17 protein-coding genes (1 of these 17 running past the window's edge) are annotated in these 22,402 nt (G+C 67.5%); 10 read left to right on the top strand and 7 right to left on the bottom strand.

Translation table 11 applies throughout. The features are described 5' to 3' along the window. Nucleotides 1-146 precede the first annotated feature (146 nt). Nucleotides 147-323, top strand: coding sequence for a DUF2986 domain-containing protein (locus tag KVG96_RS08665; protein ID WP_217891632.1), 177 nt, complete (start codon nt 147-149; stop codon nt 321-323). A gap of 22 nt (nt 324-345) precedes the next feature. Here KVG96_RS08665 and KVG96_RS08660 read toward each other — a convergent pair whose 3' ends face one another. The 4 genes from KVG96_RS08660 to KVG96_RS08645 form a co-directional block, all read right to left on the bottom strand. Then, nucleotides 346-972, bottom strand: coding sequence for a LysE family translocator (locus KVG96_RS08660; protein ID WP_217891631.1), 627 nt, complete (start codon nt 970-972; stop codon nt 346-348). A 161-nt stretch (nt 973-1,133) separates the two neighbouring features. Beyond that, on the bottom strand, nt 1,134-1,496 hold the full coding sequence (locus KVG96_RS08655) for a DUF6124 family protein (protein WP_217891630.1): 363 nt from the start codon (nt 1,494-1,496) through the stop codon (nt 1,134-1,136). A gap of 476 nt (nt 1,497-1,972) precedes the next feature. Then, on the bottom strand, nt 1,973-2,857 hold the full coding sequence (locus tag KVG96_RS08650) for a universal stress protein (RefSeq protein WP_217891629.1): 885 nt from the start codon (nt 2,855-2,857) through the stop codon (nt 1,973-1,975). 180 nt (nt 2,858-3,037) lie between these two features. Further along, nucleotides 3,038-3,589, bottom strand: coding sequence for a cytochrome b (locus KVG96_RS08645; protein WP_217891628.1), 552 nt, complete (start codon nt 3,587-3,589; stop codon nt 3,038-3,040). A gap of 185 nt (nt 3,590-3,774) precedes the next feature. Between KVG96_RS08645 and KVG96_RS08640 the strand changes: the two genes are divergently transcribed. The 9 genes from KVG96_RS08640 (at nt 3,775) to KVG96_RS08600 (ending at nt 11,724) form a co-directional block, all read left to right on the top strand. Further along, entirely contained in the window at nt 3,775-4,452 is a 678-nt protein-coding gene (locus KVG96_RS08640) for a thermostable hemolysin (RefSeq protein ID WP_217891627.1), read from the top strand. Further along, nucleotides 4,442-5,923, top strand: coding sequence for an AMP-binding protein (locus tag KVG96_RS08635; RefSeq protein WP_217891626.1), 1,482 nt, complete (start codon nt 4,442-4,444; stop codon nt 5,921-5,923). The genes KVG96_RS08640 and KVG96_RS08635 overlap by 11 nt, the downstream gene beginning before the upstream one ends. Continuing rightward, the gene (locus KVG96_RS08630) at nt 5,920-6,594 is read left to right on the top strand and encodes an iron-containing redox enzyme family protein (RefSeq protein WP_217891625.1); all 675 of its coding nucleotides are present in this window, start codon (nt 5,920-5,922) and stop codon (nt 6,592-6,594) included. Before KVG96_RS08635 ends, KVG96_RS08630 begins: the two co-directional genes overlap by 4 nt. Then, nucleotides 6,581-7,390, top strand: a complete 810-nt coding sequence (locus KVG96_RS08625) for an SDR family oxidoreductase (protein WP_217891624.1) — start codon at nt 6,581-6,583, stop codon at nt 7,388-7,390. The genes KVG96_RS08630 and KVG96_RS08625 overlap by 14 nt, the downstream gene beginning before the upstream one ends. Next, a complete protein-coding gene (locus tag KVG96_RS08620; RefSeq protein ID WP_217891623.1) occupies nt 7,387-8,031 on the top strand; it encodes a tetratricopeptide repeat protein in 645 nt (214 codons plus the stop codon). Before KVG96_RS08625 ends, KVG96_RS08620 begins: the two co-directional genes overlap by 4 nt. A gap of 9 nt (nt 8,032-8,040) precedes the next feature. After that, entirely contained in the window at nt 8,041-8,703 is a 663-nt protein-coding gene (locus tag KVG96_RS08615; RefSeq protein ID WP_217891622.1) for a response regulator, read from the top strand. After that, nucleotides 8,700-10,070 (top strand): ATP-binding protein, encoded by a 1,371-nt coding sequence (locus KVG96_RS08610; protein ID WP_217891621.1) that lies wholly within the window; start codon nt 8,700-8,702, stop codon nt 10,068-10,070. The genes KVG96_RS08615 and KVG96_RS08610 overlap by 4 nt, the downstream gene beginning before the upstream one ends. Before the next feature lie 164 nt (nt 10,071-10,234). After that, nucleotides 10,235-10,978: a helix-turn-helix transcriptional regulator gene (locus KVG96_RS08605; RefSeq protein ID WP_217891620.1), complete on the top strand. Its 744-nt coding sequence runs from the start codon at nt 10,235-10,237 to the stop codon at nt 10,976-10,978. Between the two features lie 68 nt (nt 10,979-11,046). Then, nucleotides 11,047-11,724 (top strand): class I SAM-dependent methyltransferase, encoded by a 678-nt coding sequence (locus KVG96_RS08600; protein WP_217891619.1) that lies wholly within the window; start codon nt 11,047-11,049, stop codon nt 11,722-11,724. Between the two features lie 54 nt (nt 11,725-11,778). Here the strand turns inward: KVG96_RS08600 and KVG96_RS08595 are convergent, their stop codons facing one another. The 3 genes from KVG96_RS08595 to KVG96_RS08585 all read right to left on the bottom strand — a co-directional run. Beyond that, complete coding sequence (locus tag KVG96_RS08595) at nt 11,779-13,734, bottom strand: MacB family efflux pump subunit (RefSeq protein ID WP_217891618.1); 1,956 nt, start codon at nt 13,732-13,734, stop codon at nt 11,779-11,781. 2 nt (nt 13,735-13,736) lie between these two features. Beyond that, the gene (gene macA, locus KVG96_RS08590) at nt 13,737-14,885 is read right to left on the bottom strand and encodes a macrolide transporter subunit MacA (RefSeq protein WP_217891617.1); all 1,149 of its coding nucleotides are present in this window, start codon (nt 14,883-14,885) and stop codon (nt 13,737-13,739) included. Nucleotides 14,886-14,951: 66 nt separating this feature from the next. Continuing rightward, nucleotides 14,952-22,402, bottom strand: the 3' end of a protein-coding gene (locus KVG96_RS08585; RefSeq protein ID WP_217891616.1) for a non-ribosomal peptide synthase/polyketide synthase. Its footprint extends 13,609 nt past the window's final position; the window shows 7,451 of its 21,060 coding nt (coding positions 13,610-21,060); its start codon lies off the right edge, out of view; the stop codon is at nt 14,952-14,954.

Genomic DNA, 22,402 nt, shown 5'->3' with positions numbered 1-22,402 from the left:
TTTTGGGGCTGCACCCGACAAAACCGGCCCGTCAACGACAAGCCTTTGCGGCGACCGGACGCAATCGCATTTGAAGGTTGCCGGGCGATTTGATGAAATGGCCGCGCGGTTGTGCGAAGCAGCCGTCGTCTGAAGAGAGTGGAAAAATGAACCGTCGCAAAAAGATCAATCAACTGCTCAAGGCCCACGCGAAAAAGGCCAGCGCCAAACTGGCGCCCAAGAGCAAGCCCAAGTACATCTGCAAGGCGGACCGGTTGAAGATGGCGGCCGAGGCCAGTCCGGCAGCGGCCGATGCTGCGCAGGACGGCGCCGCGCCAGTTTGACCGTTTGGGGCGGTTCGCTGCGCTAGCGTTGCTGCAAGGCGATCTTGACCCCCAGCCCGACAAACAGCGTCCCGATGATTTTCCCTTCCCAGCGCCGCAACTTCGAAAGGCCTTTGATGCACCGGCCCAACGGGCGGATGCTGACGGAAATCAGGCTGGTGTAGATCGCGCTGAGCCCTGAAAAGATCAGGCCCAACACGGCGAACTGGCTCAACGACGAACCCGATTCCGGGTGAATGAACTGCGGCAGGAACGCGAGGAAGAAAATCGCGGTTTTCGGGTTCAGCACTTCGGCGCCGACGGCCTGGAAATAGGCCTGCCCCGGGGTCACGGCGGGAAGTTTTGCCTGTGCGGCAGCGCCCGGCTTGGCCAGAAAGGCGCACACGCCCAGGTAGATCAGGTAGCAGGCGCCGACGATCTTCACCACGTTGAAGGCCAGCGCCGACGTCATGAGAATGGCCGACAGCCCCAGTGCCGCGCTCAGCGTATGAACCAGGTCGCCGGAGGCGACGCCCAGCCCGGTGGCGATCCCCACTTTGCGTCCGCCCTGGAGGGTGCGCGTGATGACCAACAGCACGGCGGGGCCGGGAATCAAGAACAGGCCGATCACCACGGCCACGTACGTCACGATAGATGCCGGATCGAACATCGCGTATCCCCCTCAAGGCAGTTCAGCGCCACAGTTATCCTGATCTGGCCGCCGAAAGCAACCGGGGCGCAGCCCCACTCCCGCGAAGGGAGGACGCGCGCCCTCGGCGAGTCGTCCGCTCAGCGGCCAGCCCTCATCGGCCCGCCGCAGAGGTTTGGCCCTTACGTCTTGGGCTCGACGTTATCCAACGCCTGATTCACCGCCACCTCCCCCAGCATCACCAGTTGCGCGATGCCGACGGCGGTCTTGCGGTGGATGGGCTCCAGCACGGCGGCGAAGTTGTTGAGCATGGCGCCGGCCGAGCCGAGGGATTCGCTGGCGTTGGCCAACAGGGATTCGGTGTCGTAGACCGGGTTGGCCAGGTACATCGGCTCGGGCGCCTGACGGTGGCCCAACAGGGGGGACGGAGGGTTGAGGTAGTGGTCGAGGGCGCGTTCGGCGGCTTCGTTGAGTTTTCGCGAATCGATGGATTCGTAGGGGGATGCCGGATCGGTGACGGGTGGATTCGGTGTTGGCTTGAACATAGATGAATCTCCAGAGTGAAAAATGGAGCCATCAGCTTCGCTACCAAACGAAGGGTGGTGGCCATACGCAGGTTGGTAGACCGGTCACCTGGATACCCGGCGCGTCCGAAAACGCCCTACGCATGGCCACCATAAAACAGAGGACGAAAAGTCCCTGCATACGGCTTTTGCGATGCGACAGGTAAGCCGGGCTACCAAACCCGATCACTGCTCTTCAGTGACCCGAAAACGATAAGACCCGCCCCCCAGACGCACAAGCCGGCGGATTCTGACGCAGGCGTAGGCAACGGCGCAAGGCGTCGTAGCCTTGGGGAAGTAACCGTGGGTGTCTTTAAACAAGACGGCTTAAACACCCTCGCAGCGGCCAGCGCCCCGCCCCATCCTGTCGGCCACGCCGAAACGGCGCGCACCGACATGCAGTGGCCGTTGAAGCCAGCCTACAGGCCGATGAGAGGCCCGTGGCTGGCGCTGCGCAGTCACACCGCCAGGACGCAGCAAGGCACCTGGTAGAGAATGTGCTCGGTGGTGCTGCCCAGCAGTTTGCTCAGGCCGCTGGGCTGCACCCTGCCCATCACGATGACATCGGCATGCCGTTCTTCGGCGAATCCGCTCAGCACGTTGACCGGGTGCCCGTCGATGAAGTGACGGTACTCGGACGGCACGCCGAATCGCCCGGCCAGATGCAGAAATGCCTTTTGCATGTCATCGCGCATGGCTCGGGTGAGATGGGCCAGGGGCAAGCCGCCCATGTCCGCCAGGTAGGCCGCCGACAGGTCGCAGGCGCTCACCAGGTGCAGCTCGGCGTCGCACTGGATGGCCAGGGCGTTGGCCTGACGGATGATCCGCTCGTTCAGATCGCTGTCGGCGGACTCGCTGTCCGTGACCTCGACCGCCGCGACCACTTTGCGCGGCAGCACGTAGCCGTTGCCGCCCACCAGGTAGACCGGCACGGGGCAGTGGCGCAGCAGGTGCCAGTCCAACGGCGTGAAAAACGCTCGCTTGAAGGGCGATACCTGTTCGATTTCCTTGATCAGCAGGTCGGGCCGGTACTCGGCGACGTGCTGGAGAATGTCGCGCTCCAGGTCCTGCGCCCAGACCACCTGCGACGTCACCTCGATCTGGCGACTGCGCAGGTTGTCCACCTGCGCGTCGAACATCTGCCGGTGCTCCTGAAGGAAACGCTCACGCGCTTGCGCGCGGTTGCCCTCTTCGAGCACAGACAGGCCCTTGAGCGACGGCATCAGCGCCAGGATGTGGAGGCCGGCGCCACTGGCCTTGGCCAGTGCTGCAGCATGGTTCAGCCCCGACGACTGGCGCAGGAGCGGATTAGTGATCAATAGCAACCTTTGATACTGACTCATACCAATCTCCCTTCAGATGGGTGATACCCGCAAGACAACCGAAGGCCTTCAGATTGCCCCACCTCCCCTGCCCTTGCTTGACTTGCGTCAATCGGACGCCATTCGGGATCCACCGACGCCGACGCTGAGCCAGATCAGGTGATCGCTCCGCAGACCGCCTGAGCCCGAGGTCCCGGCAAATCAGGTGCGGTCACGCCCGCCGAGCATGCGGTCGAGGGTGTCGTCGCCCACCCAATAGTGGTGGAACAGGCCGGCCGCCGCATGCAGACCGATCAGCCAGTAGCCGGCGCTGCCCAGCAGCTCATGCCAATGCTTTAGCTGCTTGGCCAGGTCCGGGTCGACGGCCACGGGCGCCGGAAGGTGAAAACCGAAATAGGGAAAAGGCTTGTCGCCGGCGGCGAGCATCAGCCACGCCAACACCGGGGTGGCGATCATCAGCACGTACAGCGCCAGGTGCATGAGGTGCGACACGCCGGTCTGCCAGGCCGGCGGCGCCGGGGTGATCGGCGGACGCGGGGTCAGGCGTCCGAACAGGCGCAACCACACCAAGACGAAGATGCTGGCGCCGAATGCGCCATGCAGCCCCATCAGCCCCCCCCGCGCTGCACTGCCGCGGGGCATGAAGCCTTTGAGTTCGATGCAAGCGTATACCCCGACGAACAGCGCCAGCATGAGCCAGTGCAAGGTGATCGACAGTTTTCCGTAACGGTTGACGCCGGTGTCGCGGGCCATGAGGGACCTCCTGATTGTGTGAGCGACTCGATCCGATTGCCGGCGAACCGACGGCGACACCCTGCCCGCGAAGTCTTAAGCCAACCTGAAGATGCCCGTCCTCCTCCCGGTCTTTTCACCTTCAGACTTCGTTAAGAAATGGTTCGGATACTTCCCCCGAACCCATTGAGGGAGGCGCCTGCCCCATGCCCGGCTCCGACTGGAACATCCCCTTGCCACTGCACTTCGGCCAGGACGCGACAGCGCAGATGCGCCTGTCGGGCGCCCTGCCCGGCGACCCTGAGCGGGCCATATTCGAAACGTTCATCCAACATCGATTCCGCAAGGTCCACGGCGCCGACATCCGTCACTTCATGCCGCAGCTGTTCGGCATGCATGACGGCGCCGGCGACCTGTGCGCCGTCGCCGGCGTGCGCCGTGCGAACCTTGAGCCGCTGTTCCTTGAACGTTACCTGGACGAACCGATCGAGCCATTGATCAGCGCGGCGGCCGACCGGGCGGTGGAGCGCACCGCCATCGTCGAAGTCGGCAACCTCGCCGCCAGCGACACCGGCAGCGCCCGCATGAGCATCATCGCCATCACGTACCTGTTGGCCATGGGCGGCCTGGAATGGGTGACCTTCACCGGCAACGTGGGCCTGGTCAACAGCTTCCACCGCCTCGGGCTCAAACCGGTGACGCTGTGCGCCGCCGACCCGCAGCGCCTGGGCGACGATCGCCACCAGTGGGGCAGCTACTACGAAAGCAAGCCCTGGGTGCACGTCGGCAACATCCGCGCCGGCTTCATCCATTTGCGCAACATCGGACTGTTCAGCCGGCTGGGATTGCCGACCTCTGTCGAAGGAGCCTGCCATGTCGCTTGAACGGCAACGATTCCAGGAAACCCTGCGCGCCCACGCCGGGCGCAACGACAACAGCCTGGCGCTGTGGGGCGACACCCAGAAAATCAACTACACGACGCTGTACGCCGAAGTGCTGTACCGCCAGCAGCGCCTGCGCGACGAACAGGTGAAGGTCGTCGCCCTGGCGCTGGACAACGGGGTCGAGGCGATGCTCTGGGACTTGGCGGTCCTGTTCGAAGGCCTGGCCTGCGTGACCCTGCCGCCGTTTTTCAGCCCGACGCAAAGGGCCCATTGCCTGGCGCAAAGCCAGGCCGAACGGGTGATCGCCGAGCCGGAACTGGCCGCTGAGCTGACCGCCGCCGGTTACACGAAGAACGGCGAGTTCTGGCGCCGCTCGTTCGAAGGCCCCGGCCGCCTGCCCGCCCGCACCGCCAAGCTCACATTCACGTCCGGCACGTCCGGCACCCCCAAAGGCGTGTGCCTGAGCGCCGACAGCCTGCTGCGGGTGGCGCGGGAGCTGGAACAAGCCAGCGCCCTCACGCTACCGCGCCATCACCTGACGTTACTGCCGCTGGCGATCCTGCTGGAGAACCTGGGCAGCTACGCCGCACTGTACGCCGGGGCGACGCTGAGCCTGCCGAGCCAGCAGACCCTGGGCATCCGCGGCGCCAGCGGCGTCGACCTGTCGGCGTTGCTCGGCTGCCTGGCCGGCCGGGCGCCCGAGAGCCTGATCCTGGTGCCGCAGTTGCTGTTGCTGCTGGTCGGCGCCGCCGAACAGAAAGCCTTCAATCCGCAATCGCTGCGCTTTGCCGCGGTCGGCGGCGCGCGGGTCTCCCAGGACCTGCTGCACCGGGCGCAACGGGTCGGCCTGCCGGTCTACGAAGGCTACGGCCTGTCCGAGTGCGCTTCGGTGGTTTGCCTCAACCGGCCCGGCGCACGGCGGCCGGGCAGCGTCGGCCAGCCCCTGCCCCACGTCGAGGTGCGGCTGGCCGAGGACGGCGAGGTGCTGATCAAGGGCTCGACCCTGCTCGGCTACCTGGGCGAACCGCCGCACAGCGGCGAGTGGTGGCCCAGCGGCGACCTCGGCGAGTTCGACCCCGAAGGTTTTCTCTACCTCAAGGGCCGCAAGAAGCATCAGTTCATCACCAGTTTCGGCCGCAACGTCAATCCGGAGTGGGTCGAGTCTGAGCTGACCCAGCGCCAGCACATCGCCCAGGCCTTCGTGTACGGCGAGGCCTTGGCGCACAACCATGCCCTGCTCTGGCCGCACCGCCCGGATTGCACGGATGCGCAGTTGGCGGCCGCCGTCGCCGCCGCCAACGAGGCGTTGCCCGACTACGCCCAGGTGCACCGCTGGACGCGCCTGACACAACCCTTCACACCGGCCAACGGCCTGCTCACCGCCAACGGCCGCCCGCGCCGCGACGCGATCGTCGCGCAGTACCGCGGCCTGCTCACCGAACCTGCCCTTTCCGAGGACTCCGCATCATGAGTTTTTTCGACACCCTGCAAGAAGCCACGCAGCAGGAACGCCACGCGCTGTTCAACCTGCCGGTCATCGTCGACGCGCTGCAAGGCCAGGTCACCCTGGAGAGCTATCGGGCGTTCCTCGCCCAGGCCTATTACCACGTCCGCCACACCGTGCCGCTGATGATGGCGTGCGGCGCGCGCCTGCCGGCACGCCTGGAATGGCTGCGCAAGGCGGTGTGCGAATACATCGAAGACGAGTACGGCCACGAGCAATGGGTGCTCGATGACATCGCCGCGTGCGGCGGCGACCGCGATGCGGTGCGCGACGGGCAGCCGTCGCTGCCCATCGAGCTGATGGTCAGCTTCCTCTACGACCTGATCGCCCGGGGCAACCCGGTGGGCCTGTTCGGCATGGTCAACGTGCTGGAAGGCACCAGCATCGCCCTGGCGACCCATGCGGCGGGCAGCATCCGCGAACGCCTGGCGCTGCCGGAGACGGCGTTCAGCTACCTCAGTTCCCACGGCTCGCTCGACGTCGAGCACATGCAGACCTACCGCCGGCTGATGAACCGGCTGGACGATCCGGCCGACCAGGCAGCGGTGATCCACGCCTCGACTGTCGTCTACCGGCTCTACGCCGACATGTTCCGCGGCTTGCCCCGCGGTGAGGAGGCCGATCATGCAACTGCGTGAAGCCCGCGTGGTGCTGACCGGCGCCAGCGGCGGCATCGGCCTGGCCATCGCCGACGCCCTGTGCCGGGCCGGTGCCCGGGTGCTGGCCGTCGCCCGCCACCACGAGGCCCTGGCACCATTGCTCCAGCGCTACCCCGATACGCTGTCCTGGGTTGCCGCCGACCTGACGTTCCTGGGCGACCGCCGCAAGGTGCTGGTCGCCGCCGAAGCCATCGGCGGCGTCAACCTGCTGATCAACGCCGCCGGGGTCAATCACTTCGCCATGCTGGAGCAGCTCGATGACAGCGAGATCAACGCGATGATGGCGGTGAACGTCACGGCGCCGATCTGCCTGACCAAACTCTTGGTGCCGCTGCTCAAGCAGGCCGAGAGCGCCATGGTGGTCAACGTCGGTTCGACCTACGGCTCGATCGGCTATCCCGGCTACGCCAGCTACTGCGCCACCAAGTTCGCCTTGCGCGGCTTCTCCGAAGCGTTACGCCGCGAGCTGGCGGACACCCGGGTCAACGTCCTCTATGTCGCACCGCGCGCCACCCGCACGTCGATGAACAGCGCCGCCGCGCAAGCCTTGAACAATGCGCTCAAGGCCAACGTCGATGCACCGCAAGCCGTCGCGTCAGCCGTGATCCACGCCATCGCCGGCGACCGCCGCGACCTCTACCTGGGGTGGCCCGAGCGCTTTTTCGTGCGCCTGAACAGCCTGCTGCCCAATCTGGTGGACCGCGGCCTGCGCAAGCACTTGCCGTTGATCCGACATCTGAGCGACAAGAACCGGAACGAGGCGCCAAAACCATGAAAAGACTCATCGCCTGTCTGTTGCTGGGCACGCTCGGCCAAAGCGCCTGGGCACTGGACGCCGCCGACCAGCAACGCCTGAACGCCATTCAGCAGGGCTGGGCGCACATCCAATACGAGACACCGGAGAAGCAGCGCGCCGCCGAGTTCGAACAACTGGCCGCCCAGGCAACGGCCTTCACCGCCGAACGCCCCACCGTCGCCGAGGCCTGGATCTGGAAAGGCATCGTCACCAGCAGTTGGGCCGGCGCCCAGGGTGGACTCGGCGCCTTGGGCAAGGCCAAGGACGCCAAGGCCGACCTGGAGAAGTCCCTGACCCTGAACCCCAAGGCACTGCAAGGCTCGGCCTACACCAGCCTCGCCGCGCTGTACGACCGGGTGCCGGGCTGGCCGATCGGCTTCGGCGACAGTGACAAGGCCGAACAACTGCTCAAGCAAGCCTTGCAGCTCAACCCCGACGGCATCGACAGCCTGTACTTTTGGGGCGATCACCTCTACCGTCAGAAACGCTACGCTGAAGCCAGGGCCGCACTGCTCAAGGCCCAGCAGGCGGCGCCCCGCCCCGGCCGGGAGAGCGCGGACAGCGGCCGCCGCAAAGAGATCGCCGCGCTGCTGGCGGACATCAACAAGAAACTCGACTGAGGAACCGGTGTGCGCCTACTGCTGATCGAAGACGACGCGGCCCTCGGCGAGGGCATCCACCAGGCGCTGGGGCGCGAAGGCTACACGGTCGACTGGATCAAGGACGGCAGCAGCGCCCTGCACGCCTTGCTCAGCGAAACCTTTGACCTGGCGGTGCTGGACCTGGGCCTGCCGCGCATGGACGGTCTGGAGGTGCTGCGCCGCCTGCGCGGCGGCGGCTCGACGCTGCCGGTGCTGATCCTCACCGCCCGCGACGCCACCGAAGACCGGATCGCCGGGCTGGACGCCGGCGCCGACGACTACCTGGTCAAGCCCTTCGACCTGGCCGAGCTCAAGGCTCGCCTGCGCGCCCTGCTTCGGCGCAGCGCCGGACGGGCGCAGATGCTGATCGAACATGCCGGCATCAGTCTCAATCCCGGCACCCAGCAAGTCACCTACCAGGGCGAGCCGGTGGTGCTCACGCCCAAGGAGTACCAACTGCTGCACGAACTGCTGTCGCCGCCGGGCCGGGTGATGACCCGCGATCACCTCACACAGTTGCTCTACGGCTGGAGCGAGGAAGCCGAAAGCAACACCCTGGAAGTGCACATCCACCACCTGCGCAAAAAATTCTCCACCGACCTGATCCGCACCATCCGCGGCGTCGGCTACCTGGTGGAGGAGCGCCGTTGACCTCGATCCGGCGCCGCACCCTGACGCTCATCATCGGCCTGATGCTCTTCGGGCTGGCGGTGCTCAGCGTGTTCAACCTGCACGACAGCAACCACGAGATCGCCGAGATCTACGACGCGCAACTGGCGCAGAACGCCCGCCTGCTGCAAGGCGTGATGCGCATGCCGTTGGCGGAGCGCGAACAGACCGACCTCTACCGCGCCTTCAACGCGGCGCTGGCGGAAGCGGTACCGCGGGGCGACGGCCATCCTTACGAACGCAAGCTGGCCTTTCAGGTGTGGAACAGCAAGGGCGAGGTGCTGGTGCACACCGCCAGCGCGCCGTCGTTCACCGCGCCGCCGAGCGCTCCCGGCTTCAGCGACGTGGCAGACCTGAAGGAGCAGCACTGGAGGGCCTTCGTCCTGGAAGACCAGCAAAACGGTTTACGCATCTGGGTGGGCGAGCGCGGCGACGTGCGCGCCGACCTGGTCGACCGCATCGTCCGCCACACCCTGTGGCCGAATGTGATCGGCAGCCTGGTCCTGGCCGCGATGATCTGGCTGGCCATCGGTTGGGGCCTCAAGCCGTTGGCGAACATGGCCGCCACCCTGCGCGCCCGCGACAGCGGCTCCTTCGAACCGTTGCGGCTGACGCCGTTGCCCAGCGAGCTGGAACCGATGCAGGCCGCCCTGAACCGGATGCTCGCGCAGCTTCAGGAAGTGCTGGGCCGCGAACGTCGGTTCATCGCCGATGCCGCCCATGAGATGCGCACGCCATTGGCAGTGTTGCGCGTGCACGCGCAAAACCTGCTGGAGGCCGGCACCGAACAGGAGCGGCGCGAGTCCCTGGCGTTCCTGATCGCCGGCGTCGACCGCACCAGCCGACTGGTCAACCAGTTGCTGACCATGGCCCGCCTAGACCCCAAGGCCAATGCACCGGCCCTGCAGCGCATCGACCTGAACGAAACCGTGCGCAACACCCTGGTGCAACTCACCCCCTGGCTGCTGAGCAAGCACCTGGAACTGGCCTTCGACGCCGATGACCGGCCGTTCCGGGTGCGGGCCGATGCGGCCGCCATCGATATCGCCCTGAGCAACCTGATCACCAACGCGGCCAATTTCTCGCCGGAAAACGGCGTGATCACCGTGGGGCTGGCCCGGTTCGACGGTTTCTGTCACCTGAGCGTCGAGGATCAAGGGCCGGGGATCGACGAGGCGGATCGCGAACGCCTGTTCGAACGGTTCTACAGCCGCGGAAACGCCCAGGGCGCCGGATTGGGCCTGACCATCGTCAACGCCATCGCCACCCGCCTGGGCGGGCGGATCGAACTGGCCAACCTGCCTGATCGCGGCCTGCGGGCGACGCTGTCCATCCCCGTGCGCGAATGACCGGCGAACCTTGCGCGGTTATTAGCTAATAGCCCCTTCATTAAACCGTCGCTGAATCGTTGTATTAGGATAGGATCCAATTTCCGACGCGCAGTCACCGGCCACGGAGTTGGCATCCGGTGTGTCGGAAACGAGTACCCCATAGCCACTCATGGATGAACCATATGAACTCACATCTGTTCCCCCACATCGGCAAGGTCATCGCCAGCACCGGCAGCCGCCACTTTCCGCGGATGCTGCATGACCTGATCCGCACGCAACTGGCGGTGGATGCCATGCACATCCGGCAGATGCGCGTGGAGCCGGTGGGCCGTTCGGCGGCCCGCAACGAGCCGGAAGCGGTGAAGAACCCCGCCCTGCTGGCCGAGACGGTGTTTTCCGAGCTGAGCACGGTCGCACCGGCCGACCGGGCGGCGGAATGCGGGCCGGCCACCATCTCCGACGCGTCGCAGCTGCACCTGACCCGGCGCAAGGACGGCTACCGCTACGTGATCTCGGTGTACCGCTGCCCGTCGCAGCGCTTCTCCGCCCAGGAGCGCAGCCTGTTGCAGGACATCTCGCCGGTGCTGCTGCCGATGGTGGAGAAACACATCACGGCCCTGCAGCCACCCGCCGAACACCTGCAACCTTCGCCTGAAATCGTGCAGCAAGGCCTGGACACCCTGCGCCAACGCTTCCACGACCGCGTGCGGCTCCTGGGCCTGCGCCTGTCCAACCGCGAAACGGAGGTGTGCGTCGGCCTGCTCGCCGGGCGCACGGCGCCGGAGCTGGCCGAGCAGCTGCAACTGAAGGTCAACACCGTGGAGAGCTACCTCAAGCGCGCCGCGATCAAGCTGGGCATCAGCGGCCGGCACTCGCTGATGCGCTGGATGTACTCGCCGGAGGAGCGCGCCACCGACGCCGCGTGACACGCAGGATTGCCAGCGTCACGGCAGCCCGGTAGGGTCAGGGGTTTCCCCTGTCGACCGGAGCTGTCATGACGTGGTTTTCAGACCCCGAAGCCGTTGCCCGTTACGCCGAAGGACCGGTGCGCCTGGTGCCCGGCTTCGAATCCCTGCAACGCATGGCCACGCTGCTGCTGGCTGAACACCTGCCCGGTGCCGCAAACGTTCTGGTGCTCGGCGCCGGCGGTGGCCTTGAGCTGAAGAAGTTCGCCGACCGCCAGCCCCTGTGGCGGTTCGTCGGCGTCGACCCGTCCGCCGAGATGCTCAAACTGGCGCAGGCCACCCTGGGCCCGCTCGCCGACCGGGCGCTTTTGCACGAAGGCTACATCGACAGCGCTCCACCCGGCCCGTTCGACGCCGCCACCTGCCTGCTCACCCTGCATTTCATCCCGGCCGAAGAACGCTTGCGCACCCTGCGCGAGATCCATCGGCGACTGGCCCCCGGCGCGCCGCTGATCGTCGCCCATCACAGCTTCCCCCAAGCCCCGGCCGACAAGGCCCGCTGGCTCAAGCGCTATGCCGCCTACGCCGTGGACTCCGGCGTGCCGGCGGCCGACGCCGAACGCGCGATCAGCGCCATTGCCGCGCAACTGCCGGTGCTGTCGCCCGAAGCGGATGAAGCGCTGCTCAAGGAAGCCGGCTTTCACGGCACCGAGCTGTTCTACGCGGGGTTCACCTTCAAGGGCTGGATCGCCTGGAAGGATCGCTGACCATCGCCCAACCGCCCCCCGGCAACGGAGGGCGGTTTTTTCATGGGCGCCCGCTCAGTCCCGGGCCAGCGCCTCGATCGGGTCGAGCCTGGACGCGTTGCGCGCCGGGACGAAGCCGAAAACGATGCCGATCAGGCTCGAACACACCACGGCGGTGAGCACCGCCAGCGGCGAGAACACCATTTCCCATTCCTTGATGAACACCGAGAACAGGTGACCGATGGCGTAGCTCAAGGCGATGCCGACGGCGCCGCCGAGCAGGCAGACCATCACCGCCTCCACCAAAAACTGCTGGCGGATGTCCGACTGCCGGGCGCCGACGGCCATGCGGATGCCGATCTCGCGGGTGCGCTCGGTGACCGACACCAGCATGATGTTCATCACGCCGATGCCGCCCACCACCAGGGAAATCACCGCGATCAGCGACAGCAGCAAGGCCAGCGAGCGGCTGGTCTTCTCCACGGTCTGCATGACGCTGTCGAGGTTGTTGGTGAAGAAGTCCTTGGTGCCGTGGCGCTGCAGCATCAGTTTGGTGACGTTGTCTTCCACCACTTTGCTCGGCTGGCCGTCCTTGATGCGCACGCTGATGCTGTCCAGGTAACGCTGGCCCAGCAGGCGCCCGGCGGCGGTTTCGTACGGCACCCACACGTTGAGGGTCTTGCTGGCGAACAGGTTGCGGTTCTCCGCCGCCACGCCGATCACCGTGCACGGCAGGTTGCCGATCAGGATCACCTGCCCCAGCGGATCGACGCCTTCGCCGAACAGCCGGTGGCGGGTGTTGTAGTCGATCACCACCATCTGCGCCTGGCGCCGGGCATCGCTGTCGCTGAACGGGATGCCCGCCTCCATCTTGATCCCGCGCACCTGGAAGTACTGGTGGCTGACGCCGTTGACTTGGGCATCGACGTCGATGTTGCGGTAGCGCAGCAACTGGTTGCGCCCCACCACCGGAGTGGCGCTGTCGACGTAGTACAAGCCGTTCAGCGCGGTCACGTCGGCGGGCACCAGGGTTTCGATGGCGCCTGAGCGGCTGTCGCCGAAACTGGCGCCGGGGTAGATGTCGATGGTGTTGCTGCCGATGGCCTGGATGTCGTTGAGCACGTAGCGCTTGGCGCCCTCGCCGATGGCCGAGATCGACACCACCGAGGTGATGCCGATGACGATGCCGAGCATGGTCAGCAACGTGCGCATGCGGTGCGAGACCAGCGCGACCCAGGCCATGTTGAACGCTTCCTTGAACAGCCCCAGGCTCGCCACCAGGCGCCTTGTGGCGTTGGGCCTGGGCGCGGCGGCGGTGTCGTTGGGCAGCGCATCGGGGGCACGTTCGTTGCGCCGGTCGCTGAGGATCTCGCCGTCGCTGACTTCGATGATCCGCTCGGCGTTGGCCGCGACCTTCGGGTCGTGGGTCACCAGGATCACCGTGTGCCCGGCGGCGTGCAGCTCAAGCAGGATGCGCATCACTTCCTTGCCGCTGGCGGTGTCGAGGGCGCCGGTGGGTTCGTCGGCGAGGATCACTTCGCCGCCGTTCATCAACGCCCGGGCGATGCTCACCCGCTGCTGCTGGCCGCCGGAGAGCTGGCTGGGCCGGTGGGTGAGATGGCCGTCCAGCCCCAGCCGCGCCAGCAGTTCCTTGGCCCGGGCGTGGCGTTGCGGTTCCGGGGTGCCGGCGTAGATCGCCGGCATCTCGACGTTGTGCACCGCGCTCAGGTGCGGCAGCAGGTGGTAGCGCTGGAAGATGAAGCCGAAATGGTCGCGGCGCAGTTCGGCCAGGGCCTGGTTGTCCAGGTCGCGGGTTTCCTGGCCGTTGATCTTGTAGCTGCCGGCGGTGGCGTAGTCGAGGCAGCCGAGCAGGTTCATCAGGGTCGATTTGCCGGAGCCCGAGGCGCCGATGATCGCGACCATTTCCCCGGCCTCGATGGTCAGGCTGATGTCGTTCAGCGCCAGGAACTCACGGTCGCCGGCGGTGAAGCTGCGGCGGATGCCGCTCAGTTGCAGCAACGGTTCGGTCATGCTCACGCCCCTGCCGTGCGGGTCACCGGATCGCCGATCACCACCCGGTCGCCTTCGGTCAGGCCCTGGTTGATCTGCACCTTGACGTTGTTGTTGATGCCGGTCTGCACGTTGCGCGCCTGGGCATGGCCCTTGGCGTCCAGCACCCGCACCGGGAAGCTGCCGTCGGCGTTGCGCGGCCCCAGCGCCGCCACCGGCACGGTCAGCACCGACTTGGCGGTGTCGAGCACCACCCGTACCTGGGCGGTCATGGCGATGCGCAGGCGGTGGTCGGGGTTGGGCACGTCGAACAGGGCGTTGTAGAACACCGCCGTGCTCTGCTTCGGCGTGCCGGCCGGCGGGGTTTCGAGGAAGTTCTGCGGCGCAGGCTCGGTGCCGCGCAGCTTGCCGTAATAGCGCTTGTCCTCGCCGAGGATGGTGAAGTACACCTCCTGCCCCGGCGCGATGTGAATGACGTCGGCCTCCGACACCTGGGCCTTGACCGTCATGGTGTCCAGATCCGCCAGTTTCAGCAGCACCGGCGCCAACTGGCTGGCGATCACGGTCTGGCCTTCCTGGGTGACGATGCCCACCACGTCGCCGTCGATGGGCGCGACGATCCGGGTGTAGGCCAGGTTGACCTTGGCGGTGTCGATCTGGATGTGCGCGCTCTTGATCTGCGCCTCCAGCGCCAGCAGGTTGGCCGCCTGCACTTCGTAGTTCGACTGCGCGGTCTCGAAGTCCTGCCGCGAGATCGACGCGTCGTCCTGCAGATCCCGGTAGCGCTCGTAGATCGCCTTGGTCTGCTTGAGCTGGGCCTGGGTCGCCCGGCGCTGGGCCTGCAGGTTCTCTTCGTCGACGAGGGCCTGGCGCAGGGTGTTCTGCAGCACCAGCGGATCGATCTCCGCCAGCCACTGGCCCTTCTTCACCTTGTCGCCGACCTTGACCTTGAGCGACTTCAGTTGCCCCGAGACCTGGGCGCCGACGTCCACCTGGCGGATGCCCTCCAGCAGACCGGTGGCCAGCACCGCGTTTTCAATGTCACCGCGTTCCACCGTGGCGGTCAGGTACTGCGGCGCCTCGGCCGGTGCCTGCACCGTGTAGAACACCAGCCCGGCCACCAGCGTCAGCGCCACTGCCAGACCGACTTTGCGCAACTTCGACTGTTCCATAAATGACCACAATTCCGTTCAGGATTGGGCCCGGTCGGTGACCGGGCCCGGTTGGAGAAACACCGCTCAGGACAGCACCTGCCCCGCCGGCACGGTCAGCCCGTCATGCCACCACGCCGCGAGACTGAAGACGTTGGGCGCCTTGAGGATCGTGAAGTGGTTGCCCGGCCCGTACCACACCGCCAGGTCCGTGGTCTGCCGCCGCCAGCCCTCGACCATCGCCGCCTGCTCGCGCTGGTTGCCCGCCGCGTCCAGCGTCGGGTCGTCCACCAGCGCCAGGCGCACCGGCCCGGTGTAGGCCAGCGCCGGCCGGTAGACCGTGCGCAGCGCCGTGGCGAAGGTGCGCACCGGGCCGTCCATGGCCTGGGGCGAGGAACGCTCGGACAGGATTGCGGCGCGCACCATGCCCGCATGCAACAGGCGCATCTGGGTGTCGCCGTCGGCCTCGGCGAAGGCCGGCGGGTCGATGCCCAGGGACTTGCCGCTGGCCAGCTGCAGCGACTCGATCAGCCGCTGCAACGCCGCCGTGGCGGTGTACGGCTTGCCCGCCACGCCGTTGCCGCCGGGGGATTCGCTGTCGATCAGGCTCAGGGACGCCACCTCACGCCCCTGGGCCTGCAACAGCGCCGCCATGGCGTACGCCACCCAGCCGCCGAACGAGTGGCCGATCAGGTGCACCGGCCCCTGCGGGTACAACTGCCCGAGGGCCTGCACATAGAACGCGGCGGCCGCCTCGACCCGGCTGTGCGGCACCGTCACGCCGTCCAGGCCACGGGGCTGGAGACCGAAGATCGGCCACTCCGGCCCCAGCGCCTCGGTGAGGTGGACGAAACCGATGACGTTGTCCCCCGCCCCCGGCACGCAGAAGATCGGCGCGTGACCGGGATGGCCGCTCTGGACAGTGAGCAACGGCTGATAGCTGGCCGGTTCCGGCGCGGCCGCCGCCTCCAGCGCCTGAGTGAGGGCATGCCCCATCGCCTGGACGAGGGGCGGTTTCATCAGGGTGCGGTGATCGCCGGGCACGTCGATGCAGCGCAGCAGGTTTTGCGGCACATGTCCGCCCCAGCCGCGCAGCGGGTCGGGCTGTTCCTGGCCGGGCATCAAGTCCTGCGCCCGGAACAGGTGCACGGTCTGGCTGGCCGGGCTGACCCGGTAATGCGCCAGCGCCTGCCCATGGGCCGCCTCACGGTCGAAGTAGTGCCAGGCATCGGTGACCCCGGCCGCCGAAAGCTCAGGGTCCGGCAACTGCTGATCGCGGCAGCGCGCGAACAGCTCATTGAAGTCGAGCCGTTCGATCTCGGCCTCCAGCAACGCCACTTGCGCGAGCGCCGCTTCGCCCTCCTCCCCGCGGTCCAGGGAGAACGCCCGGCAGTGTTGCAGCAACTGGTGCTTGTCCAGGTGTTCGCCGGTCCAGCGCGACTTGTCCTGGTGGGCGGGGTGCGGTGCGTAGGTGTCGATCAGGCCGACAAAGGCCACCGGCTCGTCCATGCCGATCAATTGCTGGGCGATTTCGTACGACAGCAGCCCGCCGAACGACCAACCGGCCAGGCGGTACGGCCCATGGGGCTGAACCGAGCGCATGATGCCGATCATCCTCGCCGCCATGCACTCCAGCGTGCGCAGCTGCGGTTGGCCCAGGGTGACGCCGGGCAGGCCGTAGACCGGGAAGTCGCCGCCGATGTGCAAGGCCAGCGCCGGGAAGTACATCTCCCGGCCGCTGAACTCGTGCACCAGGAACAGCGGCGTGCCCCGGTCGCCGGGACGCACCACGATCAGGCCGTCCGGCTGTTGCTCGCCCGCCTCGCGCCCGGCAAGCCGCGCGCACACCGCTTCGACGGTCGGGGACTGGAACAGCTCGGCCAACGTCACTTCCAGGCCGGCCCGTTTCATCTGATTGATCAGACGGATCGCCAGCAGCGAATGACCGCCCAGTTCGAAGAAGTTGTCGTGGCGGCCGACCCGGCCGATGTCGAGCAGCTCGGCCCAGATCTGCGCCACCGCCTGTTCGGTCTCGCCCTCCGGCGCGACGTAAGGACGGTCGCGCAGCACGTCGGCATCCGGCGCCGGCAGGGCCTGGCGGTCGACCTTGCCGTTGGGCGACAGCGGCAAGGCGTCCAGCGGCACAAAGGCCCCCGGTGCCATGTACTCCGGCAGCCGCTGCGTGATGTGCGCCCGCAGCGCCTCTGCGGTGGGCATTTCGCTGCCGGTGCGCAGGGTGAAATAGGCCACCAGCCGCTCGTCGCGCTTCAGCACCACTGCCGTTCGCAGCGCCGGGTGTTCGATCAGCCGCGCTTCGATTTCGCCCAGCTCAAGACGCAGGCCGTGCAGCTTGACCTGGAAGTCGTTGCGCCCCAGGAACTCCAGGTTGCCGTCGGTGCGGTAGCGCACCAGGTCCCCCGTGCGGTACAGGCGGTCGCCGGCCACGAACGGGCTGTCGATGAACCGTTCGGCCTGCAGCTGCGGCAGGTTCATGTAGCCCCGCGCGACCCCCACCCCGCCGATGTGCAGCTGACCGCTGACACCCGTCGGCACCGGCAAGTCGTTGGCATCGAGGACATACAGGCGGGTGTTGCAGATGGCCTTGCCGATCGGCAGCTCCGAATCCGGCACCGGCTGCTCCGGCTCCAGCGTCCAGGCCGTGCTGTCGACCGTCGCCTCGGTCGGCCCGTAGACGTTGTGCAAGCGCACCCACGGCAGGCGCTGGCGCACCGCACGGGCCAGCGCGGCGGTCAGCTCCCCGCCGCCGCAGAACACGTCGGTGAGGCAGGTGCACCGGCCGGCCTCCTCCAGTTCGAGGAACTGCTGCAGCAGCGCCGGCACGAACTTGACCACGGTGATCTGCCGCTCACGGATCACCTGCGCCAGATAGGCCGGATCCCGGTGGCCGTCGGGCCGCGCGAGCTCCAGCCGCACACCGCTGGTGAGGGGCCAGAAGAACTCCCACACCGAACCGTCGAAACTGAACGGTGCCTTTTGCAGCAGCGCGGCGGACGCCGTCGGCGGGCAGATCCGCGAGCCCCAGTGCACCAGGTTGCACAGGCCCCGGTGTTGCAGCATGACCCCCTTCGGCGTACCGGTGGAGCCAGAGGTGTAGATCATGTAGGCCAGGTGGCCGGCGCTCAGGCCCGGCACCGGAACGTCATGGGCCGGGGCGTCCTGCCAGGTGCAGCGGTCGAAGTCGATCAGCAGGCTGTCGGCCCCGTCGAACAGCGGCCGGGTGGCCTGGTGCACCAGCACGGCGACAGGCGCGCTGTCCTTGAGCATGTAGGCCAGACGATCCGCCGGGTACGCCGGATCCAGCGGCACATAGGCGCCGCCGGCCTTGAGGATGGCCAGCAGGCCCACCACCAGGTCCAGCCCGCGCTCGACGCAGATCGCCACCCGCGCATCCGGCTGCACGCCTTGGCTGCGCAGGTGATGAGCGAGGCGGTTGGCCTGCGCATTGAGCTCGGCGTAGGTCAGCCGCTGCGGCCCCGCCGCGACCGCCACCGCATCCGGCGCGCGCGACACCTGCGCCTGGAACAGCTCATGGACGGTCTGCTCCAGGTCATAAGCGGTTTCGGTGGCGTTGAATTCGCCCAGCACGCGCTGCCGTTCCTGCGGCGCCAACAGGTCCACCCGATCCAGCACGGCCTGGTCATTCTCGACCATGGCCTGCAACAGCCGCTTGAAGTAGCCGACAAAGCGTTGCACCGTCGCTTCGTCGAACAGCGCCGTGGCGTAGGTCAACGAACCGCGGACGCCGTCCGGCGTCTCGCCCAGCCGCATCGACAGGTCGAACTTCACGAAGCGGCTCGGCTCGGCAATGCCTTCGAGGGTCAGCCCGCCCAGCGCCAAGGCCGGCGCCACGCTGCTGTCCCAGCCCAGCAAGGTCTGGAACAGCGGGCTGTGCGACAGGCTGCGCACCGGCCGGCTGATCTCCACCACCTGCTCGAACGGCAGGTCCTGATGGGCCTGGGCCTCCAGCGTGCACGCCTTGACCCGCGCCAGCAGCGCAGCGCCGCTCAGGCCGCCGGAGGTGTCGATGCGCAGCGCCAGGGTGTTGACGAACATGCCTATCAGGCCTTCGATCTCGGCCCGGATGCGGTTGGCCACCGGCGACCCCACCACCACCTCGGACTGGCCCGAAAGCCGGGTCATCAGCACTGCCCAGGTGGCCATCATCGCCATGTACGGCGTCACGCCGTGGCGCTGGCACAGCGCCTTGAGCCCGGCGCTCAACCCGGCGTCGAGCCAGACCTCCACACTGCCGCCGGCATGGTCCTGACGGGCCGGGCGCGGTCGGTCGGTGGGCAGGGTCAGCAGGGTCGGCGCACCGGCCAGGGCTTGCTGCCAGTAGTCGCTCTGGCGCTGCAGCACCTCGCCGCTGAGCCAACGCCGTTGCCACACCGCGTAATCGCTGTATTGCAGCGCCAGCGGCGGCAACGGGTCGGCCGCGCCCCGGCTGAAGGCCTGGTACAGCGCCGTCAGTTCGCGGGTCAGCACCCCCATGGACCAGCCGTCGGAGATGATGTGGTGCATCGTCAACAGCAGCACATGGTGATCGTCCGCCATGCGCAGCAGCCGTCCGCGGATCAACGGATCGTCCTGCAGGTTGAACGGCTCGCGCGCCTCTCTCTCGATCCGCACCTGCAGAACGTGTTCAGGCCGCTCGACGTGCCGCAGGTCCTCGACCTGCAGCACCAGGCCGCTGTCGTCCGGCATGATCAGCACTTGAGGCCCGTCGTTGACGGCCGCGAAGCGGCTGCGCAGCGTCTCGTGGCGGGCGACGATCCGGGTGAGCGCCCGTTGCAGGGCCCCTTCGTCGAGCCGCCCGCGCAGGCGCAGGGCAGCCGGGACGTTGTAGGCCGTGTTGCCCCCTTCCATCTGCGCCAGGAACCACAGCCGCTGCTGGGCGAACGACAGCGGCAGCGCCTGGTCACGCGGCGCCGGCACGATGTCCGGCAATGTGCTGCGGCCCGAACGGGACAGCACTTCTGCCACCGCGGCGAGTTCGGCGTTGGCGAACAAGTCGCCCAACGCCAGTTCCACGCCCAGCCGCTGGCGCACCTGGGACACCATGCGCATCGCCAGCAGCGAATGCCCGCCCAGTTCGAAGAAGTGGTCGTGGCGCCCCACCCGCTCCACTTGCAGCACCTCGGCCCACACCTGCGCCAGGGTCTGTTCCAGCGCCGTGGCCGGCGCCTCGTAGGCGCGGGTCAGCAGCGCGTCCTGTTCGGGGGCCGGCAAGGCCTTGCGGTCGACCTTGCCGTTGTTGTTCAGCGGCAAGGCGTCGAGACGCACCCAGGCCGACGGCACCATGTAGTCCGGCAGCCGCGCCTGCAACTGCGCACGCAGGCCGGCGCTGTCCACGGACTCGTCATCGGCCGAGTAGTACGCCACCAGCCGCAGCGGTTCCTGGCCGTCACGACGGGCCAGCACCACCGCTTCCTTGAGCCCGGCGCAACCGAGCAGACGGTTTTCGATTTCCCCCAGCTCGATGCGGAAGCCGCGCACCTTCACCTGATCGTCGTTGCGCCCCAGGCATTCCAGTTGGCCCGGCGCGATCCAGCGCGCGAGGTCGCCGGTGCGGTAGAGCAAGGCGCCCGGGTGGTCGCAGAACGGATCCTTGAGGAACTTCTCGGCCGTCAGGTCGGGCCGGTTCAGGTAACCCATCGCCACGCCCTGCCCGCCGATGTACAGCTCGCCGGTCACGCCGAAAGGCACCGGCTGCTGCCGCGCATCGAGGACGTACACCTGGGTGTTGGAGATCGGGCCGCCGATGGACACGCTCTCGGCGTCGGTCGCCACCTCCTGCACCTCGAAGGTCGTCGCGTAGGTGGTGGTTTCGGTCGGGCCGTAGCAATGCACGATGCGCAGGTCCGGCGCCTCGGCCCGCAGGCGACGGAACGCCGCCGGGTCGCCGCGCTCGCCGCCGCACAGCAGGATGCGCAGGCCCTTGAGTGCCCGCGGGATCAGTTGCACGTACTGGTTGAACAGCGCGGTGGTGACGAACAGCACCGTCACCCCGCTGGCGGCCAGCTCACGGCCGAACAGCGTCGGATCGAGCAGCGTGCGGTGGTCGATCACCACCACCCGGCCGCCGTTGAGCAGCGCACCCCAGACGTCCATGGTGCTGGCGTCAAACGCCGGGTTGGAGGCGAACGCCACCCGGTCCTGCGGGTTGAAGTCGGCGTAGCCGTTGTTGATCGCCAACCGGCCGATGGCCCGGTGCGGCACCATCACGCCTTTCGGCGCGCCGGTGGAGCCGGAGGTGTACATGATGTACGCCAGCGACTCGGACGACTGCGGCAGGTTCGGGTCGTGCGTCGGTTGCCCGTCGAGCGCCAGGGTGTCCAGGTCGATCCGGTGCACCGGGTGGTCGGCCTCCTCACCGCTGAAGGTCAACAGCAGCATCGCTTCGCAGTCTTGCACCATGAACGCCTGGCGTTCGGCCGGGGCGTTGATGTCCAGCGGCACATAGGCCGCCGCGCATTTGCTGATCGCCAGTTGCGCCGCCAGCAGGTCGAGCGAACGCGGAAGCAGGAGCGCCACGTTGTCGCCCGGCTCCACGCCCTGCTCGATCAGGTGGTGGGCCAGGCGGTTGGCCCGCCGGTTCAGCTCGGCGTAAGTCACCGACGCCGCGCCGTGAACCGCCGCCACGGCGTGCGGGTGTTCCTCGACCTGCCACTCGAACAAGCGGTGTACGGTCAGGGCCGCCGGGTATTTGCGGAACGTGTCGTTGAACTCCGACAGCAAGCGCGTGCGCTCGGCGTCCGGCAGGATCGAAAGCCGGCCCAGTTGCAGTTGCGGCGTCTGTTCCAGCGCCTGCACCAGGTTGCCCACCGCCTGGAGCATGTACCGGCAGATCCGCTCGGCTTCGATCCCGGCAGCCGTCAGGGCCGTCAGGCTGAAGTCCTCGCCCAGGTCATCGACGCTCAGGCTCAGGCGGTAGCTGCTGTGCTCCTCGGCATTGAGCAGTTGCATGCCTTCCCACGCGGCACCGGCTTCGGCGGACGGCGCGAGCGCCGCACCGCTGTGACGGTAATTGAGCAACGCATTGAACAGCGGCGCCCCGGAAGCGATGCCGCTGCACCGCTGCGCCAGCGCCAATGACGCTTGTTCGTGGCGCAACAGGCGATTGAGCCTCTCATGGACGGCCAACACCCCGCCCTTCACGGTCTGCCCGCTCATGTCGACCCGCAGCGGCAGGGTGTTGATGAACACCCCCAGCGCCCGCTCGACCCCTTCGCCGCCGTTCAGCCGCCCCAGCAGGACCGTGCCGAACACCACGTCGTCGCGGCCCGACAGTTGCCCCAGCACTTGGGCCCACGCCAGGTGCATCAGGCTCGCGGCGCTGACGCCCAGTTGCCTGGCCTGGGTTCTGACCCGGCGGCTTAGGTCGCGGTCCAGCAACTGTTGCGAATGGCCGGTGCAGAGGTCGTCTGCCGTGCCCTGGCCGAACGGCACGGTCGGCTCGTCGACATCGCCGAGCATTTCGCTGAAGAACGCCACGTGCTCCTGCTCGCCCACCCCCA

Origin of the sequence: Pseudomonas ekonensis (genome assembly GCF_019145435.1) — a bacterium.
GTDB lineage: Bacteria > Pseudomonadota > Gammaproteobacteria > Pseudomonadales > Pseudomonadaceae > Aquipseudomonas > Aquipseudomonas ekonensis.
This window is presented reverse-complemented; position numbering and strand designations above follow the sequence as displayed.

Excerpts from the sequence above, each read along its gene's own strand:
- KVG96_RS08650 (WP_217891629.1), bottom strand. The coding sequence starts at position 2,857 with ATGAGTCAGTATCAAAGGTTGCTATTGATCACTAATCCGCTCCTGCGC.
- KVG96_RS08595 (WP_217891618.1), bottom strand. The coding sequence starts at position 13,734 with ATGACCGAACCGTTGCTGCAACTGAGCGGCATCCGCCGCAGCTTCACC.
- KVG96_RS08635 (WP_217891626.1), top strand. The coding sequence starts at position 4,442 with ATGTCGCTTGAACGGCAACGATTCCAGGAAACCCTGCGCGCCCACGCC.
- KVG96_RS08665 (WP_217891632.1), top strand. The coding sequence starts at position 147 with ATGAACCGTCGCAAAAAGATCAATCAACTGCTCAAGGCCCACGCGAAA.
- KVG96_RS08600 (WP_217891619.1), top strand. The coding sequence starts at position 11,047 with ATGACGTGGTTTTCAGACCCCGAAGCCGTTGCCCGTTACGCCGAAGGA.
- KVG96_RS08655 (WP_217891630.1), bottom strand. The coding sequence starts at position 1,496 with ATGTTCAAGCCAACACCGAATCCACCCGTCACCGATCCGGCATCCCCC.
- KVG96_RS08645 (WP_217891628.1), bottom strand. The coding sequence starts at position 3,589 with ATGGCCCGCGACACCGGCGTCAACCGTTACGGAAAACTGTCGATCACC.
- KVG96_RS08660 (WP_217891631.1), bottom strand. The coding sequence starts at position 972 with ATGTTCGATCCGGCATCTATCGTGACGTACGTGGCCGTGGTGATCGGC.
- KVG96_RS08640 (WP_217891627.1), top strand. The coding sequence starts at position 3,775 with ATGCCCGGCTCCGACTGGAACATCCCCTTGCCACTGCACTTCGGCCAG.
- KVG96_RS08625 (WP_217891624.1), top strand. The coding sequence starts at position 6,581 with ATGCAACTGCGTGAAGCCCGCGTGGTGCTGACCGGCGCCAGCGGCGGC.
- macA (WP_217891617.1), bottom strand. The coding sequence starts at position 14,885 with ATGGAACAGTCGAAGTTGCGCAAAGTCGGTCTGGCAGTGGCGCTGACG.
- KVG96_RS08620 (WP_217891623.1), top strand. The coding sequence starts at position 7,387 with ATGAAAAGACTCATCGCCTGTCTGTTGCTGGGCACGCTCGGCCAAAGC.
- KVG96_RS08630 (WP_217891625.1), top strand. The coding sequence starts at position 5,920 with ATGAGTTTTTTCGACACCCTGCAAGAAGCCACGCAGCAGGAACGCCAC.
- KVG96_RS08605 (WP_217891620.1), top strand. The coding sequence starts at position 10,235 with ATGAACTCACATCTGTTCCCCCACATCGGCAAGGTCATCGCCAGCACC.